The organism is Alteromonas gilva (assembly GCF_028595265.1).
In the GTDB taxonomy this organism is placed as follows: Bacteria; Pseudomonadota; Gammaproteobacteria; order Enterobacterales; family Alteromonadaceae; genus Alteromonas; species Alteromonas gilva.
In genome coordinates this window covers 1-16,634 of sequence record NZ_JAQQXP010000005.1, presented here as the reverse complement: position 1 = coordinate 16,634, position 16,634 = coordinate 1, and the positions used below count along the sequence as shown (strand labels likewise).

Below are 16,634 nucleotides of genomic sequence, written 5' to 3'. Positions count from 1 at the left end.
ATGAAAGCTTTGGTTGTGGTAGGGTGTATCAATAACAAACTGTAGTTATCGAAGTGGGCGTTCCGTATAGGGCGGTAAGAGCTTCGTACCCGTGGTGAGTTCCGTTGCCTCTACATGACTGCCTGTTTTAATTTGTATTTTAAATCTTGAGCCGGCAATAAACCGAATAAAATCGTCTGTCATTCCACTTATATCATTAAACTTTAACTGAGCCTGACTATGGCCCAGTATCCATTCACCATTGGCCCTTTCGGCAAGAATTTGGTCGGCCAGGTTCGGCCATAGCTGATGGAGTAAAGGGGCAGGTATTGCGTTCAAATTTACGCTGGCAGATCGCCTGAGCCCGCAAAAGGGCTGCAATTGGGAAACCAGGTCGGGATTATCATGCCAATGCAAAATGTCATACAGTTCACCACAGTGTTGTAGCAGAAAGTTTGTCGGGGGAGCCATTCCCCGATTGAGGTAACTGCGCCGCTCCCCACCCGCAGGTCTGCTCCAGTCGTCGGGGTCGGCGTAATCAGCTAATGCGTCAGTGTATCTCGCGGCAGTATAGTTATCCATGCCAGTACTGTATAACCAGCGATTTAGCCAGTTCTGCGCCGACGAATTAACCGGGATCAGACCATTAACAGCTTGAATCGAGTAGTGAACGGTAGCCAGCTCATTTGTGCGACTATACTCAAAACCATCAACCCTAATCTCATCACCGATATAGCGCAGGGCCCAGATCGCGTCGTTTCTGCTGGCGCCCTGAGGGTTAGTACCTTTGCTTACTCCTGCTCGGGTTGTCCTTTGTGTCGCAATTAAATAGGTGAGTTCATTTTTTACCGCATGGGCGAGCATCTTTTCTGCGAGCTGTTGCTTAGCATCTATTGCGAGCGCCATGCGTTTATTTAGCATGGCTGTAGCCCCACTAATTAAAAGCGTTAAAATTAACGAGACAACTAAAACAGAGAGGAGCGCGATTCCTCGCTGAGTTGTCAATGCAGGGTTAAAATTCATAAGCACCAAATACCGGTAATTCGGTTGGTATGTCTGCGCGTAAAGGACGCGACACAGTCGCTAGTATATAGGTTGCATTGTTACCCTGGATCCTTATTGCCAACGGCAGCTTTCCATTGCTTGGGATAAATGTGTCTTGCCACTGGCGTTCAACCAGGTACTCAAAATGCACTGCCTCCGTAAAAGTGAGTACTTCACTGTATTGATTGGTCGGTTCAGAGATGCCCAGCGACCAGGTGCCGTTATCGCCCCTCAGCTCCCAACTGAGCTGCTGAGGTGAAGCTGGCCGGCTGGCAGGGTGGAGAAATGTTACCATGTCGATTTTGTCAGATGTACCGGCAAACGTTGCCGTATCCGGATGTGACAATAACACGCCGCGAACACTTTCTATAAACCAGGACTTAGGTAACTGCGCTTGGTTAAACACAAGGTTACGGCTGCTTAATCTGGCAAAATTTTGCCAGGTGGTTGAAAGCCCTGAAAGTAATAGTGCGGTGGTTAGCGATGTAATGACAAGTACCACTAGCAGCTCGATTAAGGTGAAGCCGTTCCGATTACGCATAGCCTTATCCAAAAATACTGGAGGGAGAGTTTGGATCCCGCCAGTAGCGAACTTCCTGCGTGGAGAATGTTTCGACTTGTTCGTCCTGCTTAAATACCTGTGCCTCTACGTCAAAAAGGACTACAAGCCATTCACGTTGGCGCCGATAATATTCATTGTCTGAAGCGCGGGCGACTGTTGCCTGCCATTCAATTCTGAACCCATCTATAACGAATTCTCCCTGCCGAACCTGCTGAAGTGGCTGCAAAGCCAGGTACTGGGTATATTCATCAAACAGCAGTGGCATTCTCAATGCCTGTTCCATCTTCGGGGTGTTAGTTGCAACAGTACCAAACCAGCCCCAGACAGTCGTAAATGTTGCCGCCAGGATAACCAGCGCTACCAGAGCTTCGATGAGGGTGAAGCCTTTGTTACGACGCATTTTCTATGTCCATCATGAGTTCACAAAATGGTGCGTTGACAGTGTATCGCTTTTGCGAATTACCCCGCCCTATGATGATTTTGCCACCTTTGCAATAGCCATTCTCGAGCACAATTATAGGGCTGGAAATCGTTACTCCCGCAGTGTTGTCGATTAGTTCGCTGGCAGACTCTACATAAAGAGACTGGCCGGCGGAAACTGCTTTTAAAGGTAACAGTGCTAATGTTGATGAAAGCTCCTGACGCTGGGCGTCGGTACTTCTGCTCGATAACCAGGCATTCACCGATGGTGCGGCTAAGGCGGTTATCAAGCCCAGAATTGCCAACGTTACGAGCAACTCAATCAGCGTAAAACCGATATTAGCTTTCTTGTGGTACATACCCGATATCTGCATTTAATTCTTCGCCACCAGGAGCGCTATCAGCACCATAACTATACAAATAAAAGCCTTGATCAGCGCTGGTATCTTTTTCATATACGTAAGGCGTGTTCCAGGGATCGACAGGAACCGACTCGTCGAGGTAAGGTCCATCCCAATAACCTTTTACGTCAGCTGGCGCCGTGCGCAAGGCTTCAAGGTTATCCGGGTACTGGCCAACATCAAGGCGGTAAGTTTGTAGTGCCATTTTTAACATTTTTACCTGGGTTTCGGCAGTGCGGACTTTTGAACTATCCACTTTGCCGAAGAATTGCGGGCCTACTAATCCCGCTAGGAGACCTAAAATCACCAGTACAACGAGGAGTTCAATCATCGTGAATCCCGAATAGTGCTTTTTCATAACCTTCCTTTAAATTGCTATATCGGTAGAGGCTGTAATTGCCAGTACTATACCTAAAATCATAATACCAATTAACACCCCGACAATCAGTATTGCAAGGGGTTCAATTAGTGTCATTACTTGTTTCATTCTGCGTTTACAAGATTCGTCGTGAAGCCGAGCCACTGCGCCCATCATTTCTGCTAGTTTACCTGTTTTGTCGCCCACGTTGAGCAAGTTTAATGAAGTCCCCGGTAATAGAGCAGACCGTTCAATTGCCTCTGGCAGCGCAGTGCCAGCCTGAATATCGTCAGCTATTTGTTCCGCACGGGCGCGTCGCCGGGTAAAAGCACTTGACTGCGCCGCCAGGGATAGTGCAGTAACTAAGTTTACTCGGGCTGTGAGCATAGCCCCACACAATGCAGCCCAGCGTGCAGCATCCTGTTCGGCAAGCCAGGGACCAATAACGGGTAGTCCAATGGCAATATTCATTATTTTACTTTGAATCCTTTTGTTGGTCACGGCGCCAACAATTAATAATAAAACACCAATAAACCCACTGGCTATAAGCCATGGGTACTCGTTGGCATAACGCCCGGCCGATAAGACAAACCAGGCCAGGGTTGGAAGTTCTTTTTCGTTATCCAGCATATGGGAAAACTTAGGCACTACGGCAAAAAAGATAATCAACATGGCAACTAGCCCGGAACCAATGAGTACCAGGGGATAAGTTAAGGCTGCACGAAGATCGTTGCGAATTGCCTCATCGTATTTTAGCTGCGCTGCGGCATTATTTAACGCGTTGCTTAATTGGCCGCTGAGCTCCCCAGCATGAACCAAATGCTCTACATAGGTCGGAAATGGGAGTTTAGAAGACGCTATTGATTTAGAAAAACTTTCTCCGCCTTCTATAGCGCTGGCCAGTTTTCTAAATCCTTGAGCTAACCCATAATGCATTTTATTTTGCGCCAGAGCGTTCAGCGCATCGACTAATATCACACCTGATTCAGTGAGCGTTGCGAGTTCTTGCAATGGCACAACCAAGTCAGACACAGTGACTTTCTTTTTGCCCTCAACTTTGTTTTCCTGGACGACTAGCCTGGTCACCTCTATGTTGCGTTGCTGCAATAAATGGTGTGCTTCTGCTTCGGTCAGGGCTTCCACTTCCCCCGTCTCCGGCTGTTTTAGTGTTAGGTCTATACCTTCATAATTGAATTTCATAGACGTTTAGGCATCCTCATTCGATGAACAAACGCGTAAAACCTCATCTACGCTGGTTAACCCCCGGGCGGCCTTTAGTAAACCATCTTCAAGCAAGGAACGAAACCCGGATGCTCTTGCGCTGGCACGGATATCCTTTAGCGGCGCTTTGGCAGCAACAAGGTCACGTAATGCTGGCGTCACGGCAATTAACTCATAAATACCCACTCGGCCACGGTAACCTCGTCCCTGGCATCGCTCGCATCCTACAGCTTGTTTCCAGTCAGGGCTGGACACGTTCTCTAACAGGCTGTGAAGTTCAGGGTTTTGCTCTAAAAAGTTGGGTTTCGGTGCACTCACAGAGCAATGTTCACAGAGCTTTCTCACTAGTCGCTGAGCCTGAACCCCCTGTATTGTCGCAGCGGTAAGGTAGCTCTCCACACCAATATCGGAAAGCCGGGGAAATACGGAACAGGCATCGTTAGTATGCAGGGTCGATAACACCAGGTGACCGGTCAGTGAGGATTGAATAGCTATGTCGGCGGTTTCTTTGTCGCGTATCTCGCCGACCATGATGATATCAGGATCTTGCCTCAGAAAAGTACGCAAGGCCTTCGCAAAGGTGTACCCAATTTCTGGTTTGGCCTGGACCTGAGTGATCCCTGGTAATTGATATTCAACCGGGTCTTCCACGGTAACAATCTTCTCATCACCGCTTTGTACATCAGCCAGCAGTGCATACAATGTAGTTGACTTACCTGATCCAGTGGGCCCGGTAACTAATATGATGCCATTACTTAACTTGCCCCACTGCCGTATCATTGCCAGATGATCTTCGGCGAAGCCAAGACCGTCAATACTGAGTTCATCTCGCTGTTTTGGTAACAATCGCATAACGATAGATTCGCCATTGACATCGGGAGCACTTGACACCCGAATATCATATTCGCGGCTACCTGCACGGCTGGTAAAGCGACCATCCTGCGGTAAACGACGCTCAGCAATATCCATTCCGGATAACAATTTTATACGCGATGCAATGGCTTGAAATCGAGATGCCGGCTGTTGCATAAATTCACTCAATTTGCCGTCTACCCGTAATCTTATGGTTAGATTCTTACTGCCGGGTTCAACATGTATATCTGATGCCTCAGCATAGATAGCGCGTTCAATAACACTGTTTACCAGGTTAATAACAGGTGCTTCCTCTGCGAGCGCGGCCATATCTGAATTGGACTGACCAAATAATTCGGACACAGCTCGTTCACTAGTGATGTCGTCAGCAACAGAAACGGCCATAGCTGGGGTCAGTAAATATTTGTGTAGTTTTTTTTCGTTGACCAGCTGTCTTAACGGTGTCAGTTGATTTTGCAGAAACGGATTACCAAAATAAACATGAATGGAATCGCCATCCTGGATGGGGAATACGGAGTTACTGATGCACCAGTCGATACTTAACCCCAGGTCTTTGCATGTATCGATAATCATTACCGACCCCGGGCATTGATGTATTTTATTGATTAATTCCAGACCAAAAACATCTGCGGCATAGCTGTACAAATTATCGTCCCCAACAAGCCCGAGGCGTGATAATGCGCGCAGGATGTCCAGGCTGAGCTTACCGGCGGTGTCTTCTGCCAACTTTGCTTGTTCCGAACTTAGTACTCCATCATCCAGCAGGGCCGCCAATAGTTTGTCCTGATGATGTTCGCTTATATTTGTATTGGGCATTGTCACACTAATCGCTCGCTTTTTAGGTAGTAACTGTCACTTATGAACATATTTACTGATAAACGGTTAATTGTCTGGAGAATTTTCGGTATATTATCCCGCATTACTTGATCGGAATAGTTTCATGAGCATGACATTGACTTCTGCCCTTGAGTTTAAGGCCAATTGGCTGTCCTCATTACTGGACTGGCTTGAGTCTTTACTATGGCATGACGAATATAACGTGGATACCAAAAGCGAAGTATACTATGTATTCAAAGCTTATCCTGCAAGTCTTAAGCCTTCACAAAAGGCTGATTGGGCGAAAATTCAGGCTCGTGTGGTGAATCCGTTTGTGGGAGGCGATGCCTATCATTATTTGTCAGCCAATGGCGTAGCAATCTGGACTACCGCAGGGAGTTTCCAAGGCTTGCCAGAAACCGCAGCGCAAGGTGTCCTGGCTGACGGTATGCATCGAGTTACTGGTGAAAACTTCGCTTACGAACAGCATTGGGCGGCGGGAGAAATGACGGCTTGTCATGTCCTGACTGAAAAGGCCACCGATGCCGTTGCAATGAGCGAGGAGCAGCGAGGATACTGGGCGCGCCATAGAAATATCGATCGATGGTTAAAAAAACCAATAACCTGGGCAATGCTCGCCGGCGTGGTGTTCGGCGTAATGATAGCATGGCAGGCGGGCAGCTTTGTTTCGCTTGCAGTGCAAGGAAATCAATTGGACAGTGATATAGTCAAGCTTGAAGACCTTGTGGGAGACAGGCTTGATGAGCAGGCGAGATTGCAAAACGATCAGCAGTTTATTGGTCGGGCACAGTCCTGGCAAAGTGAAGCTGGTTACCTGCCTCAAGCTTTGGCTGAGGTGCTATCCGAATTAGGTGAGTCAAGTAAATGGCAGATCAACTTACTAGAGTGGCAATTGAAAGAACTTAAAGTCGAGTTACAAATGGCTAATTTGAATATCGCTGAACTGGTCACAAAATTAGAACAAAGCCCTCTATTTGAACGTGTTGCTATCCGGCCACATGCTAATGAAGATACATGGATACTGGAAGTAGTCGCCGGTGAATAAGCAGTTGCAAAAAAATAGTCCAGTTATGTTAGAGTTGCAGCAAAATATACGTTTGCATTGGTTGTTATTACTGATCGCGGTTATTTTGCTGCTTAGCCTAACAAAATCCTTAAGTGATTCGAGTGATGAGTTTGCGGCGGAGGTTCAGAATAAACTCCAAATGCTCGGGCGTTTGCAAAGAGCGGCTGATGATGAAGTTCCTGACTCTGTTATGCAGTCGGTACGCGAGTCGGTTGAGACCATAAAACAAACTATTCCAGTTGCGCAATCAGTCAGTGTCGCAGAGGCCGAAGCGCTATCAGCGGTTAGCAAATTGACAACTGAATTCATAAGTGATGGCCGCGCCAGTTTAGTAGGTTCCAGCGAACTTAATTTTGGCACCAGCCGTTTTTGGCAGGTGCGTGTAGAGTATCAGGGCAAAATGTCCCAGCGTAATCTATCAGGATTGCTCGCGATAATGGATGGAAGCAAACCCGCATTGCGAATTATATCTTTGCGTTACCGGCCAGGGAGAAGCGACAGTATTACAGTCGTTTTAGATTTTCTATACCGGAACGCTAAAGAATGAGTCGTAATAAACTAATCGTAGTATTGGCAGGTTGTTGGATTGTTGCCGCTATACTGGGCGGTATTGTTAATCTGTTGAGTGCCAACAGTAATAGCAATAGCAGAGATGCGCAAACCCTCATTCAATATGAGGCTCCGGACACAACAACCTGGAAACAGGTGATGAGCAATATTGAAAAATTCAATCCAGAGCCAAAACAGAAGCCTGGTGTTTCACAAGAGAATGCCGTGGAGCCCCAAAAACGTCAGCTAACCGATGCAATATTAATTGGCACGGTATTAACTGAACAACAACGAGCGATACTTTTGCTTCCTGGAGATACTGAACCAGTTGTGTTGAGCTTGGGAGAGCAATGGCTTGCTCCCTGGTCATTAACTCAGATTGAGCAAGGACGAGTAGTCTGGCAAAACGACGATACTAACCAACAGCAACAACAAGTGCTATTTCAATAAGGCAGTAATAAAATCCGATGAACAGAAAAAGCAATAATGCATGGTTTATTTCAACTCAGCGAAAACATCTGAGCTGCTTAGTCGTGCCAGTTTTACTGGTGCTACTTAATGGCTGTGCGCAATTCAGTGGACCTGCTTCCAAATTCTCCAAAGAGGATCAAAAAACGTTTTTTAAGCCACTTCGTGAGCCAAAAGAGCAAAATGAGGGGGAGGCAGACACCATTATTGGGCAACAGGCAGATAGCAGTGAGATTGATACTGCATTAGGAGTGATCCCTCCGCCCAAGTTATCGGTTTCTCAAGCCGCTAAAGCGGCTGAAAAGGTCGTTATACCAAAACTAGAAGATAAACAAGTTGCTCAGCAGTCATACAACAATTTACCCATTCCAGGTTTCATAAATGAAGTATATGGAAATCAGCTGGGTTTAAACTTTATTCTGCAACCGTCGGTTAAAGATGCTCCAGACTTAGTCACGCTTCGCTTGAGCGCCCCTATATCTCAGGATGATTTCTATGTGTTGGCTACTAAGACGCTAGCTTCTTACGGGGTTACGACCTTTGAACGTGAGGGAGTATTGGTGTTTGACTATTCTGCCCAGGCCGCAGGAGATGAAACGCCTATAATTATGTCTGGACGAGCGCTACCGGAGGTGCCCGCAGGCAATCGCCCCATATTTCAAATTTATCCACTTAAAGCACTGAAAACACCCGATGTGCGCAGTGTCTTATCGCAAATTTTTGGTCGTAACGATTTGGATGTTAAAGAAGACATTAATCGTAACGCACTACTCATACAAGGAAAGTATGAAAAAGTTCAACAAGCAGTTGCAGCAATAAACTTACTCGACAGGCCGTCGATGGCGGGTATGAATAGCGTGATTTTACAGCCTGTGATCAGTACGGCCAAAGAATTGTCTGACAATTTGTTGGCGATATTGAAAACTGAAGGTTTTGAAGTTAAGGCTGGAGAGTCAACAGCACCAGTTCGGTTATTGCCTTTAGAGTCGACTGGCCAGGTTGTCATTTTTGCAAAAGAGCAAGAAACACTCGATTACATAGTTGAGTGGGCCAGGAAACTAGAGACTAAGCGAGAAAGTGAGGTCAAAAATGGGTTGTTTAGTTATCAGGTGCAAAGCACCAAAGCCAGTCATATTGTAAACCTGTTGAGCCAATTAGGCGTAGCCAACGGGTTGCAGCCAATGCAGGGAAGTGGTGAAAACGGCAGAGTGTCGCAAGTACAAGCCAGACCACAAACGACAAACGATAATGAAAATTCTCAAACGAAAGGTCGTTATGCGGTTGATGAAATGCTCAACACTATTTTATTCAGCGGTAGTGGCAAGGATTGGACTCAGGCGTTAGCGATGATTAAGCGTATGGATCGTCCAGCACCTTCAGTGATGATTGAGGTTATATTAGCGGAAGTGAGCCTTGACGAGAGCGATAATTCAGCAATTGAGTGGCTATTTAAATCATCTATTGGTGCTTATGATGTAGTAGGTTCAACGTTTGGCAATGGCCTAAACTTTACCGTGACAGATGGGATGGGCGATGGCGCAGCAAATAATACACGGGCTGCATTAAACTTTCTGTACAGCAATAACCGAACAACAATACGCTCTCGGCCTCGGGTAATGGTGAAAAGTGGCGAATCAGCGAACATAAATGTCGGTGACAGAATCCCTGTTTTGTCGACACAATCGCAAGGTACTAGCACAGCGGATGCACCAATCGTTAAAAACTATGTATACCAGGAGACCGGGGTAATATTGGATATTACGCCAACAGTACATGCTACAGGAATGGTTGATTTGGAAATTTCTCAAGAGCTGAGTGAAGCGGCTGTATCAGGCGGCGATCAACCCAGAATTTCTAATCGAAGCATCCAAACCGTGCTCACTTTGCGCGATGGTGGCTCGGCGCTGATCGGAGGATTAATACGTTCTAAAGATTCAGGAAACGAAGTCGGCGTGCCACTACTTGGTAAAGTTCCGGTTTTAGGCCGGCTGTTCCGGGGCGATGGCTCGACGCAAGAGCGTACAGAACTGATGATTATGATCATACCTTATATTCTGAATTCGCCTGATGAAGTTGAAGGTTTGACGGATGATCTTCAGCGTGCTCGATTAGAAGCTTTGATGGAGTAACACAATGAGAAAAGGAATAATTTTAGCTGGTGGCTCTGGTACCAGGCTGCACCCTCTCACGAAAGTGGTAAGCAAGCAGTTAATGCCTGTTTACGATAAGCCAATGATTTACTATCCGCTGTCGACACTGATGATGGCGGGTATTCGTGATGTGCTCATTATTACTACCCCAGAAGAGCAACAGCGCTTTATTGACCTGCTTGGCGATGGCTCGGCGTGGGGACTTAACCTTGAGTATGCCGTGCAACCTTCACCCGACGGCCTGGCGCAGGCGTTTTTAATTGGTGAATCGTTTATCGGTAATGATGACTGCGCGCTCATTTTGGGCGACAATATTTATTATGGTCACGATTTAAGACTGTCTTTAAAAAGCGCCCATGAACAAACCTCTGGTGCTACGGTATTCGGTTATCACGTGAATGATCCGGAGCGCTATGGCGTTGTTGATTTCGATCACGACTGGAACGCACTTTCTATCGAAGAAAAGCCGGCTGTCGCAAAATCCAACTATGCGGTGACTGGTCTGTATTTTTACGATAAACGCGTGGTGGATTTTGCAAAAGAAGTCACACCGTCTCCCCGTGGTGAGCTCGAAATTACCGACTTAAACAATATGTATTTGCAGGATGGCTCGCTTAAAGTGGAGCTAATGGGGCGCGGCTCAGCCTGGCTCGATACCGGTACGCTGGACAGCTTACTGGATGCCGCTAACTTTGTTGCCGCTATTGAAAAACGCCAGGGCTTAAAAATTTGTTGTCCGGAGGAAGTGGCATTCCGCATGGGCTATATTAACGCGCAGCAACTGGAAAAGCTGGCAGCTCCACTAGTTAAAAGTGGCTACGGCACGTATTTATTAAAAGTCATTAAAGACCGGGTAAAATAAAGCCTTCAGGGGTGTCAAATGCTGGTGTAAAAAGCTTACCCATACTCAGATAAGTACAACGCAAATATACCTAACAAATAATTAAATGTATTTTAGCTCATCGTATCTCTAACACATTAATACGCACGCTGGATACAAAACAAAAATAGTGGAAAAGTAAATTAATGCAGGTAATCCAAACTGACATTGCTGATGTCAAAATTATTGAGCCACGCGTATTCGGTGATGAGCGTGGTTTTTTTATGGAAACTTTTCGTACCGACTGGTTTAAAGCTGAGTGTGCGAATGTCGAGTTTGTTCAGGACAATCATTCAAAGTCCAAACAGGGCATTCTGCGCGGCTTACATTATCAACTGGAGCAAACCCAGGGCAAGTTAGTGCGGGTTGTGGCCGGCGAAGTGTTTGATGTGGCAGTGGATATGCGAAAAGCGTCACCCACATTTGGCAAATGGGTGGGCGTGCACTTATCGGCAGAGAATGCACGTCAGTTGTGGGTACCGGCAGGCTTTGCTCACGGCTTTTACGTCACCAGCGAATCGGCCGAATTTGTTTACAAGTGCACGGACTATTATCATCCTGAGTCAGAAGTGTCGGTGAAGTTTGACGATCCAACAATTGGCATTAACTGGCCGCTGGTAAATGGTGAAGCGCCGTCATTGTCGGCGAAAGATGCCGATGGAGTGACGTTTGTGAATGCGCCAACGTTTTAGGATATTACCATGACAAAATTAGTGGTTATTGGTAAAAGCGGTCAACTGGCCTGGGAAATTGCCCGTTTGGTGCCAGAAGCCCTTTGCCTTGGCCGAGAAGATATCGATATAACTTTAAGCGAAAATATTGCCGCAAAGCTGGATGACATCAAACCAGATGCAGTAATAAATGCCTCAGCTTATACTGCTGTTGATAACGCTGAGACGGATCAGGATAACGCCTATCTGCTTAACCAGGCCGCCGTGGCTAATCTAGCGCGCTATTGCAAAGTCAATGGCACTTTTTTTGTCCACGTGTCGACCGACTATGTATTTAATGGCGAAAAGGGCGCGCCCTATACCGTGCACGACACCATTGAACCCCAGGGCATGTACGGCAAAACCAAAGCGGCTGGCGAGGCTGAAGTGCTATCGATATTACCTGCTGCCAGTGCCATTATCCGTACTTCCTGGGTATATTCGGCCCATGGCAACAACTTTGTTAAAACCATGCTGCGCTTAATGAAAGAAAAGCCCCAGCTTGGCGTCATTGACGACCAAATTGGCAGCCCCACCTGGGCCAGGGGATTAGCTCAGGCGTGTATCGAAGCTGCCATACAGCGCACCAGCGGCGTATATCACTGGTCTGACGAAGGGGTGTGCAGCTGGTTTGATTTTGCTGTTTCTATTCAGCAACTAGGCTTAGCCAAAGGTTTGCTGTCACAGCCGGTACCTATTAAACCGATCCCCAGCAGCGCCTATCCAACACCGGCCAAACGTCCGCATTATAGCGTGCTGGATAAAACCCTCACCAGAGAGACCTTTTCGACAGAGCTTAATCACTGGCAAGTGCAGCTTAGTGCGATGATGGACGAACTGGTGTAAGCCGCATAAACATAGTTAAGAAGACGACAATGACAACAGCAAAAACAATTGTAGTGACCGGTGGTGCAGGGTTTATAGGTTCTGCCGTAGTACGCCACCTTATAAACGATACCGAACACAGGGTGGTTAACCTTGATAAGCTGACTTACGCTGGCAACCTGGAGTCACTCAAAGACGTCGACAGCGATGCGCGTTATCATTTTGAGCAGGTGGATATTTGTGATGGCCCGGCGGTAAAGCGTGTGCTTGATACCTACCAGCCAGACATCATTATGCATTTAGCGGCCGAATCGCATGTTGATCGTTCTATCGACGGTCCCGGTGAGTTCATTCAAACCAATGTTGTAGGAACTTACGTATTACTGGAACAGGCAAGGGCCTACTATGCTGCGTTGTCCGATAGCAAAAAAGCAGGCTTTCGGTTTCACCACATATCTACCGACGAAGTGTATGGCGATCTACCGCACCCTGATGATGTCGGTTCAGATGGCGAACTCCCCTTGTTTACCGAGACCACTGCCTACGAGCCAAGCTCACCGTATTCGGCATCAAAAGCGGCATCCGATCATTTGGTTCGGGCCTGGTTACGCACCTTCAAGTTACCTACGGTGGTAACGAACTGCTCCAATAATTACGGGCCTTATCATTTTCCGGAAAAGCTCATTCCGTTAATGATTCTAAATGCTTTGGCGGGAAAGCCGTTGCCGGTATATGGTAAAGGTAATCAAATTCGTGACTGGCTATATGTTGAAGATCACGCCCGTGCACTGGTGGTGGTAGCAACCACAGGAAAAATTGGCGAAACCTATAACATCGGTGGTCATAACGAAAAGCAAAATATCGATGTGGTACACACGATATGCGATATTCTTGATGAAGTTAAACCCAGTGAGCAAGGCAGTTATCGTGCGTTAATCACCACAGTTGCCGATCGCCCTGGTCATGATATGCGTTATGCCATTGATGCCAGCAAAATTGAATCTGAGTTGGGCTGGACGCCACAGGAAACCTTCGAAAGTGGTATTCGTAAAACGGTACTCTGGTATTTGCAAAATACCAGCTGGTGGCAAGCGGTACTTGACGGCAGTTACCAGGGCGAACGTTTAGGTAACGCCTGATGCAGCGTTTAAGGCGCAGCGTGTTATAAACCAGGGGCTATTTGCCCCTGTTGTTGTTTTAAGGGATACTTCAAAGTTCGCGTTTGCAGAGCTTCAGGCAAACATAAAACATTACTTAACGGTTGTTATATCGCTACATGTCGCTAAAAAAATATTCAATGATAGCCATTAAAGCCGGTGTGGGTGTTGTGCCCAAACCGGTGCGCAATTTTGCCAAAAAGAACCCGGCGCTCACGTCGTTTTATTCGCGCTCCCTGCAAAAGTCCGGCTTGTTTTACGGGTTGCCAAGTAAAAAGAAACTCAAGGCTCTATATGCCAATACATTGCGCCGTCAGGCATCAAAGCTGCACACAATCGTTGCACAACAGCCAATAGTGCAAAGTCATTTTAATGTGGTGATATTTGGCGCAAACGCTAACCAGATCAAGCAAACGTGTTTGTCTTTGCTGCCTCAGTCCGACTGGCTAAACTCAGTGACGGTGATTGGCGCAGAAGATAATCAGCTCTCGGCGCTATTGCCCTGTTCAATACATTGCGCCGGCCACGTTAACGAAGCAAGCTTAACCGCGGATTTACCTGCGTTATTAATCAACGCCGGTGATGAACTGCATCCAATGGCATTGGCTGTGTTAGCCCGCAGCGACAATTATGACATGCTGTATGTAGACACCGATGAAAAAGCGGCCGGCGCACATTTCGATACACCTCGCTGCTTACCCGACTGGAACCCGGACTATCACTTTTCCGCTGGCTATGTAGAAACGGGGCTGGTGGTTGCTGCGCACCAAATAACAGCGTTAAAGGAGCTGTCGTGCGCCACAATTGGTGCGATCGTCGCCGAGCTGTGGCTGGCCGATACGCATCTGCGTATTAAGCACTTGCCCTTTTCACTGCTGCACTTTACCGGGAGCCGCTCAGGTAAAAGCGCGCAACTTCAGGAACTGGCGAATTGTGTTGTCAGCGCGGGCGGACAAGCGTCGACGTTATCGAAAGTCGCGGTTAACCGTGTTCAGTGGCCGCTAAACAGTGAGCCACTGGTGTCACTGATCATTCCGACTAAAAATGGCAAGGCACTGGTGAAAGCGTGTATTGAGTCAATTATTAACAAAACCACCTACACTAACTACGAAATCCTGTTGATTGACAATAATTCCGATGAGGCCGACAGCTTAGCCTATTTTGAAGAACTGGCTACCCATAAGCAGATCACGGTATTAAGGTACCCGCACCCGTTTAATTACTCGGCAATCAATAACTTTGCAGTGCAACATGCCAGAGGCGAGCTCATTGGATTAATTAATAACGACATTGAAGTTATCACCGCGGATTGGCTCGAATATATGGCCGGGCATGCCATGAGGGATGACATCGGCTGCGTTGGCGCAAAGTTACTCTACAGTGATGATCGTGTCCAGCATGCCGGTGTTGTAATGGGGTACGGGGGCGGTGCAGGGCACGCGCACAAGTATTTCCCGCGATTCCATCCAGGTTATATGAACCGGTTAGCCGCTACGCAAAACTTCAGTGCCGTGACGGCGGCCTGTTTATTGGTTAAAAAATCACACTATTTAGCCGTTGGCGGGTTAAACGACACAAACCTTACCGTTGCCTTTAATGACGTCGATTTTTGTTTGCGTGTCAGAGAGCTTGGCCTGCGGAATCTGTATTGTGCAGAGGTAGAACATTATCATCACGAATCGGTGTCACGGGGATTAGACGTCAGTAAAGAAAAAATGGCCCGCTTTAATGCTGAACTCGATTACTTAAAACAGCATTGGGCCCATGTTATCGAAAACGACCCTGCCTATAACCCTAACCTGACGTTACGCAGAGAAAACTTTGCTGTTAAAGATGAAAAGGAATGGCGGGAGACCAGCGCATAGCGCGCGCTCACACGACCATTATTACTGATCCTGGTTCTTATGTTTTACTGCAGCACTGTATTCTTCTTCAGTCATACCGGCGTCCATTGCGTAACGCTTAATGTCGGCACTATCTAAACCTGCCTGATGGGCAGTCTCAATGATTTTTGATATTTGCTCGCGTTGTTGAGCTGATTCTCGAACCGCGGTAGTGACCACGGCTTCTGCTTCGTGGGGAAACACCGCCAGTAATGCATTTACCACGTACTCACCCACTACGGGCACGGCTTGGATAGCACTGGTAAGAATATCTACCAACTCATTCGGGTGCTCACTGGTGAGAGTCTGCACTATGGTATCAGCGGAATCGGGTTCAGTTAACACCGCAACGCGGACAATATCTTTCAATTCATCAGGATTAGAGTTTGCGGCAGCGCCCACCACAAAATCCACATAACTTGGATCGGCCTCAATAGCGAGTTCTACAATATTAGGGCAGGATGCTACGTTCTTTTTAATCGCTATTTCAACAATCTTAGAGGTAGCGTTTGGTTGTGCCGATATAGCAGCGTGAATGATTTCTTTAAAATCATTCGGGTACATATCCAGTGAAGTGGCAACAATCGTTTCTACTTCGTTGGGGTAATGACTGGTAATCGAGCCTACAGCTCTGCCAACCGACATTGATTGTTTTACTTGTCGCTTAATAAATCCTTGCAGAACGGTATTCTCAGTTTGCAATAATTCTTCGTCAGTTGTGATCGCTTGCGAAAAATGACTTGTGAATAACATCAGGGAAACCAGGATATAACCACTACGTTTCATATTTCTGCCCTACACTCAAATTTAAACCTATTTCGTTTCGGTAAGATGAATCCTTAGATTAGAGCTAAATAGGTGTATTTAGTTCAAAAAATAACGAAAAAACAACCGGATTGGTTATAAAGTATCCGTTCGTTCAACAAATTACAATAAAAATACAAATTTAGTATTGATCTTTAATTAGAAGTGTCTAGAATGCGCGTCCGCTTCGACAGGAAATGTACGCAAACGAACATTGTTAAATGTTCTCTACGTCAGGTGTCAAGCGGTTTTAAGAGAAAACAGTTTGCGAAAATAATTCAAAAAACATGTTGACTCAAAAAACAAAAAGCGTATTATACGCATCCGCTTCGGCAGGGCCTAAACAGCCACGAAGCAGCAAGGTTCAGTTAAATAGCTGAATGTGACGGAAGTCCTCCTTGCGCAAATAGAGTAATCTTTTTGCACTTTGTTCTTTAAAAATCAGAT

General features: G+C 46.7%; 17 protein-coding genes. 9 read left to right on the top strand and 8 right to left on the bottom strand.

The annotated features are described in order from the left end of the window. Nucleotides 1-45: 45 nt before the first annotated feature. The 7 genes from OIK42_RS19825 to OIK42_RS19795 are packed head-to-tail and all read right to left on the bottom strand — an operon-like array spanning nt 46 to nt 5,674. Nucleotides 46-1,002, bottom strand: a complete 957-nt coding sequence (locus OIK42_RS19825; protein WP_273642928.1) for a type II secretion system protein GspK — start codon at nt 1,000-1,002, stop codon at nt 46-48. Next, nucleotides 992-1,564, bottom strand: a complete 573-nt coding sequence (locus tag OIK42_RS19820; RefSeq protein WP_273642927.1) for a type II secretion system protein — start codon at nt 1,562-1,564, stop codon at nt 992-994. The genes OIK42_RS19825 and OIK42_RS19820 overlap by 11 nt, the downstream gene beginning before the upstream one ends. Before the next feature lie 4 nt (nt 1,565-1,568). Then, on the bottom strand, nt 1,569-1,985 hold the full coding sequence (locus OIK42_RS19815) for a prepilin-type N-terminal cleavage/methylation domain-containing protein (RefSeq protein ID WP_273642926.1): 417 nt from the start codon (nt 1,983-1,985) through the stop codon (nt 1,569-1,571). After that, nucleotides 1,975-2,364, bottom strand: a complete 390-nt coding sequence (locus OIK42_RS19810) for a pilus assembly FimT family protein (RefSeq protein WP_273642925.1) — start codon at nt 2,362-2,364, stop codon at nt 1,975-1,977. The genes OIK42_RS19815 and OIK42_RS19810 overlap by 11 nt, the downstream gene beginning before the upstream one ends. After that, the gene (gspG, locus tag OIK42_RS19805; protein ID WP_273642924.1) at nt 2,345-2,764 is read right to left on the bottom strand and encodes a type II secretion system major pseudopilin GspG; all 420 of its coding nucleotides are present in this window, start codon (nt 2,762-2,764) and stop codon (nt 2,345-2,347) included. The genes OIK42_RS19810 and gspG overlap by 20 nt, the downstream gene beginning before the upstream one ends. 9 nt (nt 2,765-2,773) lie before the next feature. Continuing rightward, a complete protein-coding gene (locus OIK42_RS19800) occupies nt 2,774-3,964 on the bottom strand; it encodes a type II secretion system F family protein (RefSeq protein ID WP_273642923.1) in 1,191 nt (396 codons plus the stop codon). Between the two features lie 6 nt (nt 3,965-3,970). Next, entirely contained in the window at nt 3,971-5,674 is a 1,704-nt protein-coding gene (locus OIK42_RS19795; protein WP_273642922.1) for a GspE/PulE family protein, read from the bottom strand. A 124-nt stretch (nt 5,675-5,798) separates the two neighbouring features. Here OIK42_RS19795 and OIK42_RS19790 point away from each other — a divergent pair, with 124 nt between their 5' ends. The 9 genes from OIK42_RS19790 to OIK42_RS19750 all read left to right on the top strand — a co-directional run bounded on the left by OIK42_RS19790 (nt 5,799) and on the right by OIK42_RS19750 (nt 15,365). Continuing rightward, the gene (locus OIK42_RS19790) at nt 5,799-6,740 is read left to right on the top strand and encodes a PilN family protein (protein ID WP_273642921.1); all 942 of its coding nucleotides are present in this window, start codon (nt 5,799-5,801) and stop codon (nt 6,738-6,740) included. Further along, complete coding sequence (locus tag OIK42_RS19785; protein WP_273642920.1) at nt 6,733-7,308, top strand: hypothetical protein; 576 nt, start codon at nt 6,733-6,735, stop codon at nt 7,306-7,308. The genes OIK42_RS19790 and OIK42_RS19785 overlap by 8 nt, the downstream gene beginning before the upstream one ends. Further along, nucleotides 7,305-7,760 carry a hypothetical protein gene (locus OIK42_RS19780; RefSeq protein WP_273642919.1) on the top strand — a complete coding sequence of 152 codons (456 nt, stop codon included), beginning with the start codon at nt 7,305-7,307 and terminating at the stop codon, nt 7,758-7,760. The genes OIK42_RS19785 and OIK42_RS19780 overlap by 4 nt, the downstream gene beginning before the upstream one ends. Nucleotides 7,761-7,777: 17 nt before the next feature. Beyond that, entirely contained in the window at nt 7,778-9,907 is a 2,130-nt protein-coding gene (locus OIK42_RS19775; RefSeq protein ID WP_273642918.1) for a secretin GspD/PilQ domain-containing protein, read from the top strand. A gap of 4 nt (nt 9,908-9,911) precedes the next feature. After that, a complete protein-coding gene (gene rfbA, locus OIK42_RS19770) occupies nt 9,912-10,790 on the top strand; it encodes a glucose-1-phosphate thymidylyltransferase RfbA (protein WP_273642917.1) in 879 nt (292 codons plus the stop codon). 164 nt (nt 10,791-10,954) lie between these two features. Then, a complete protein-coding gene (gene rfbC / locus OIK42_RS19765; RefSeq protein WP_273642916.1) occupies nt 10,955-11,500 on the top strand; it encodes a dTDP-4-dehydrorhamnose 3,5-epimerase in 546 nt (181 codons plus the stop codon). 9 nt (nt 11,501-11,509) lie between these two features. Beyond that, nucleotides 11,510-12,364, top strand: coding sequence for a dTDP-4-dehydrorhamnose reductase (gene rfbD, locus OIK42_RS19760; protein WP_273642915.1), 855 nt, complete (start codon nt 11,510-11,512; stop codon nt 12,362-12,364). Nucleotides 12,365-12,393: 29 nt separating this feature from the next. Continuing rightward, a complete protein-coding gene (rfbB, locus tag OIK42_RS19755; protein ID WP_273642913.1) occupies nt 12,394-13,482 on the top strand; it encodes a dTDP-glucose 4,6-dehydratase in 1,089 nt (362 codons plus the stop codon). A gap of 158 nt (nt 13,483-13,640) precedes the next feature. Further along, nucleotides 13,641-15,365 carry a glycosyltransferase family 2 protein gene (locus OIK42_RS19750; protein ID WP_273642911.1) on the top strand — a complete coding sequence of 575 codons (1,725 nt, stop codon included), beginning with the start codon at nt 13,641-13,643 and terminating at the stop codon, nt 15,363-15,365. Nucleotides 15,366-15,386: 21 nt separating this feature from the next. On the opposite strand, the gene OIK42_RS19745 is transcribed toward OIK42_RS19750, so the two are convergent. After that, nucleotides 15,387-16,169, bottom strand: coding sequence for a hypothetical protein (locus tag OIK42_RS19745; RefSeq protein ID WP_273642910.1), 783 nt, complete (start codon nt 16,167-16,169; stop codon nt 15,387-15,389). Nucleotides 16,170-16,634 lie beyond the last annotated feature (465 nt).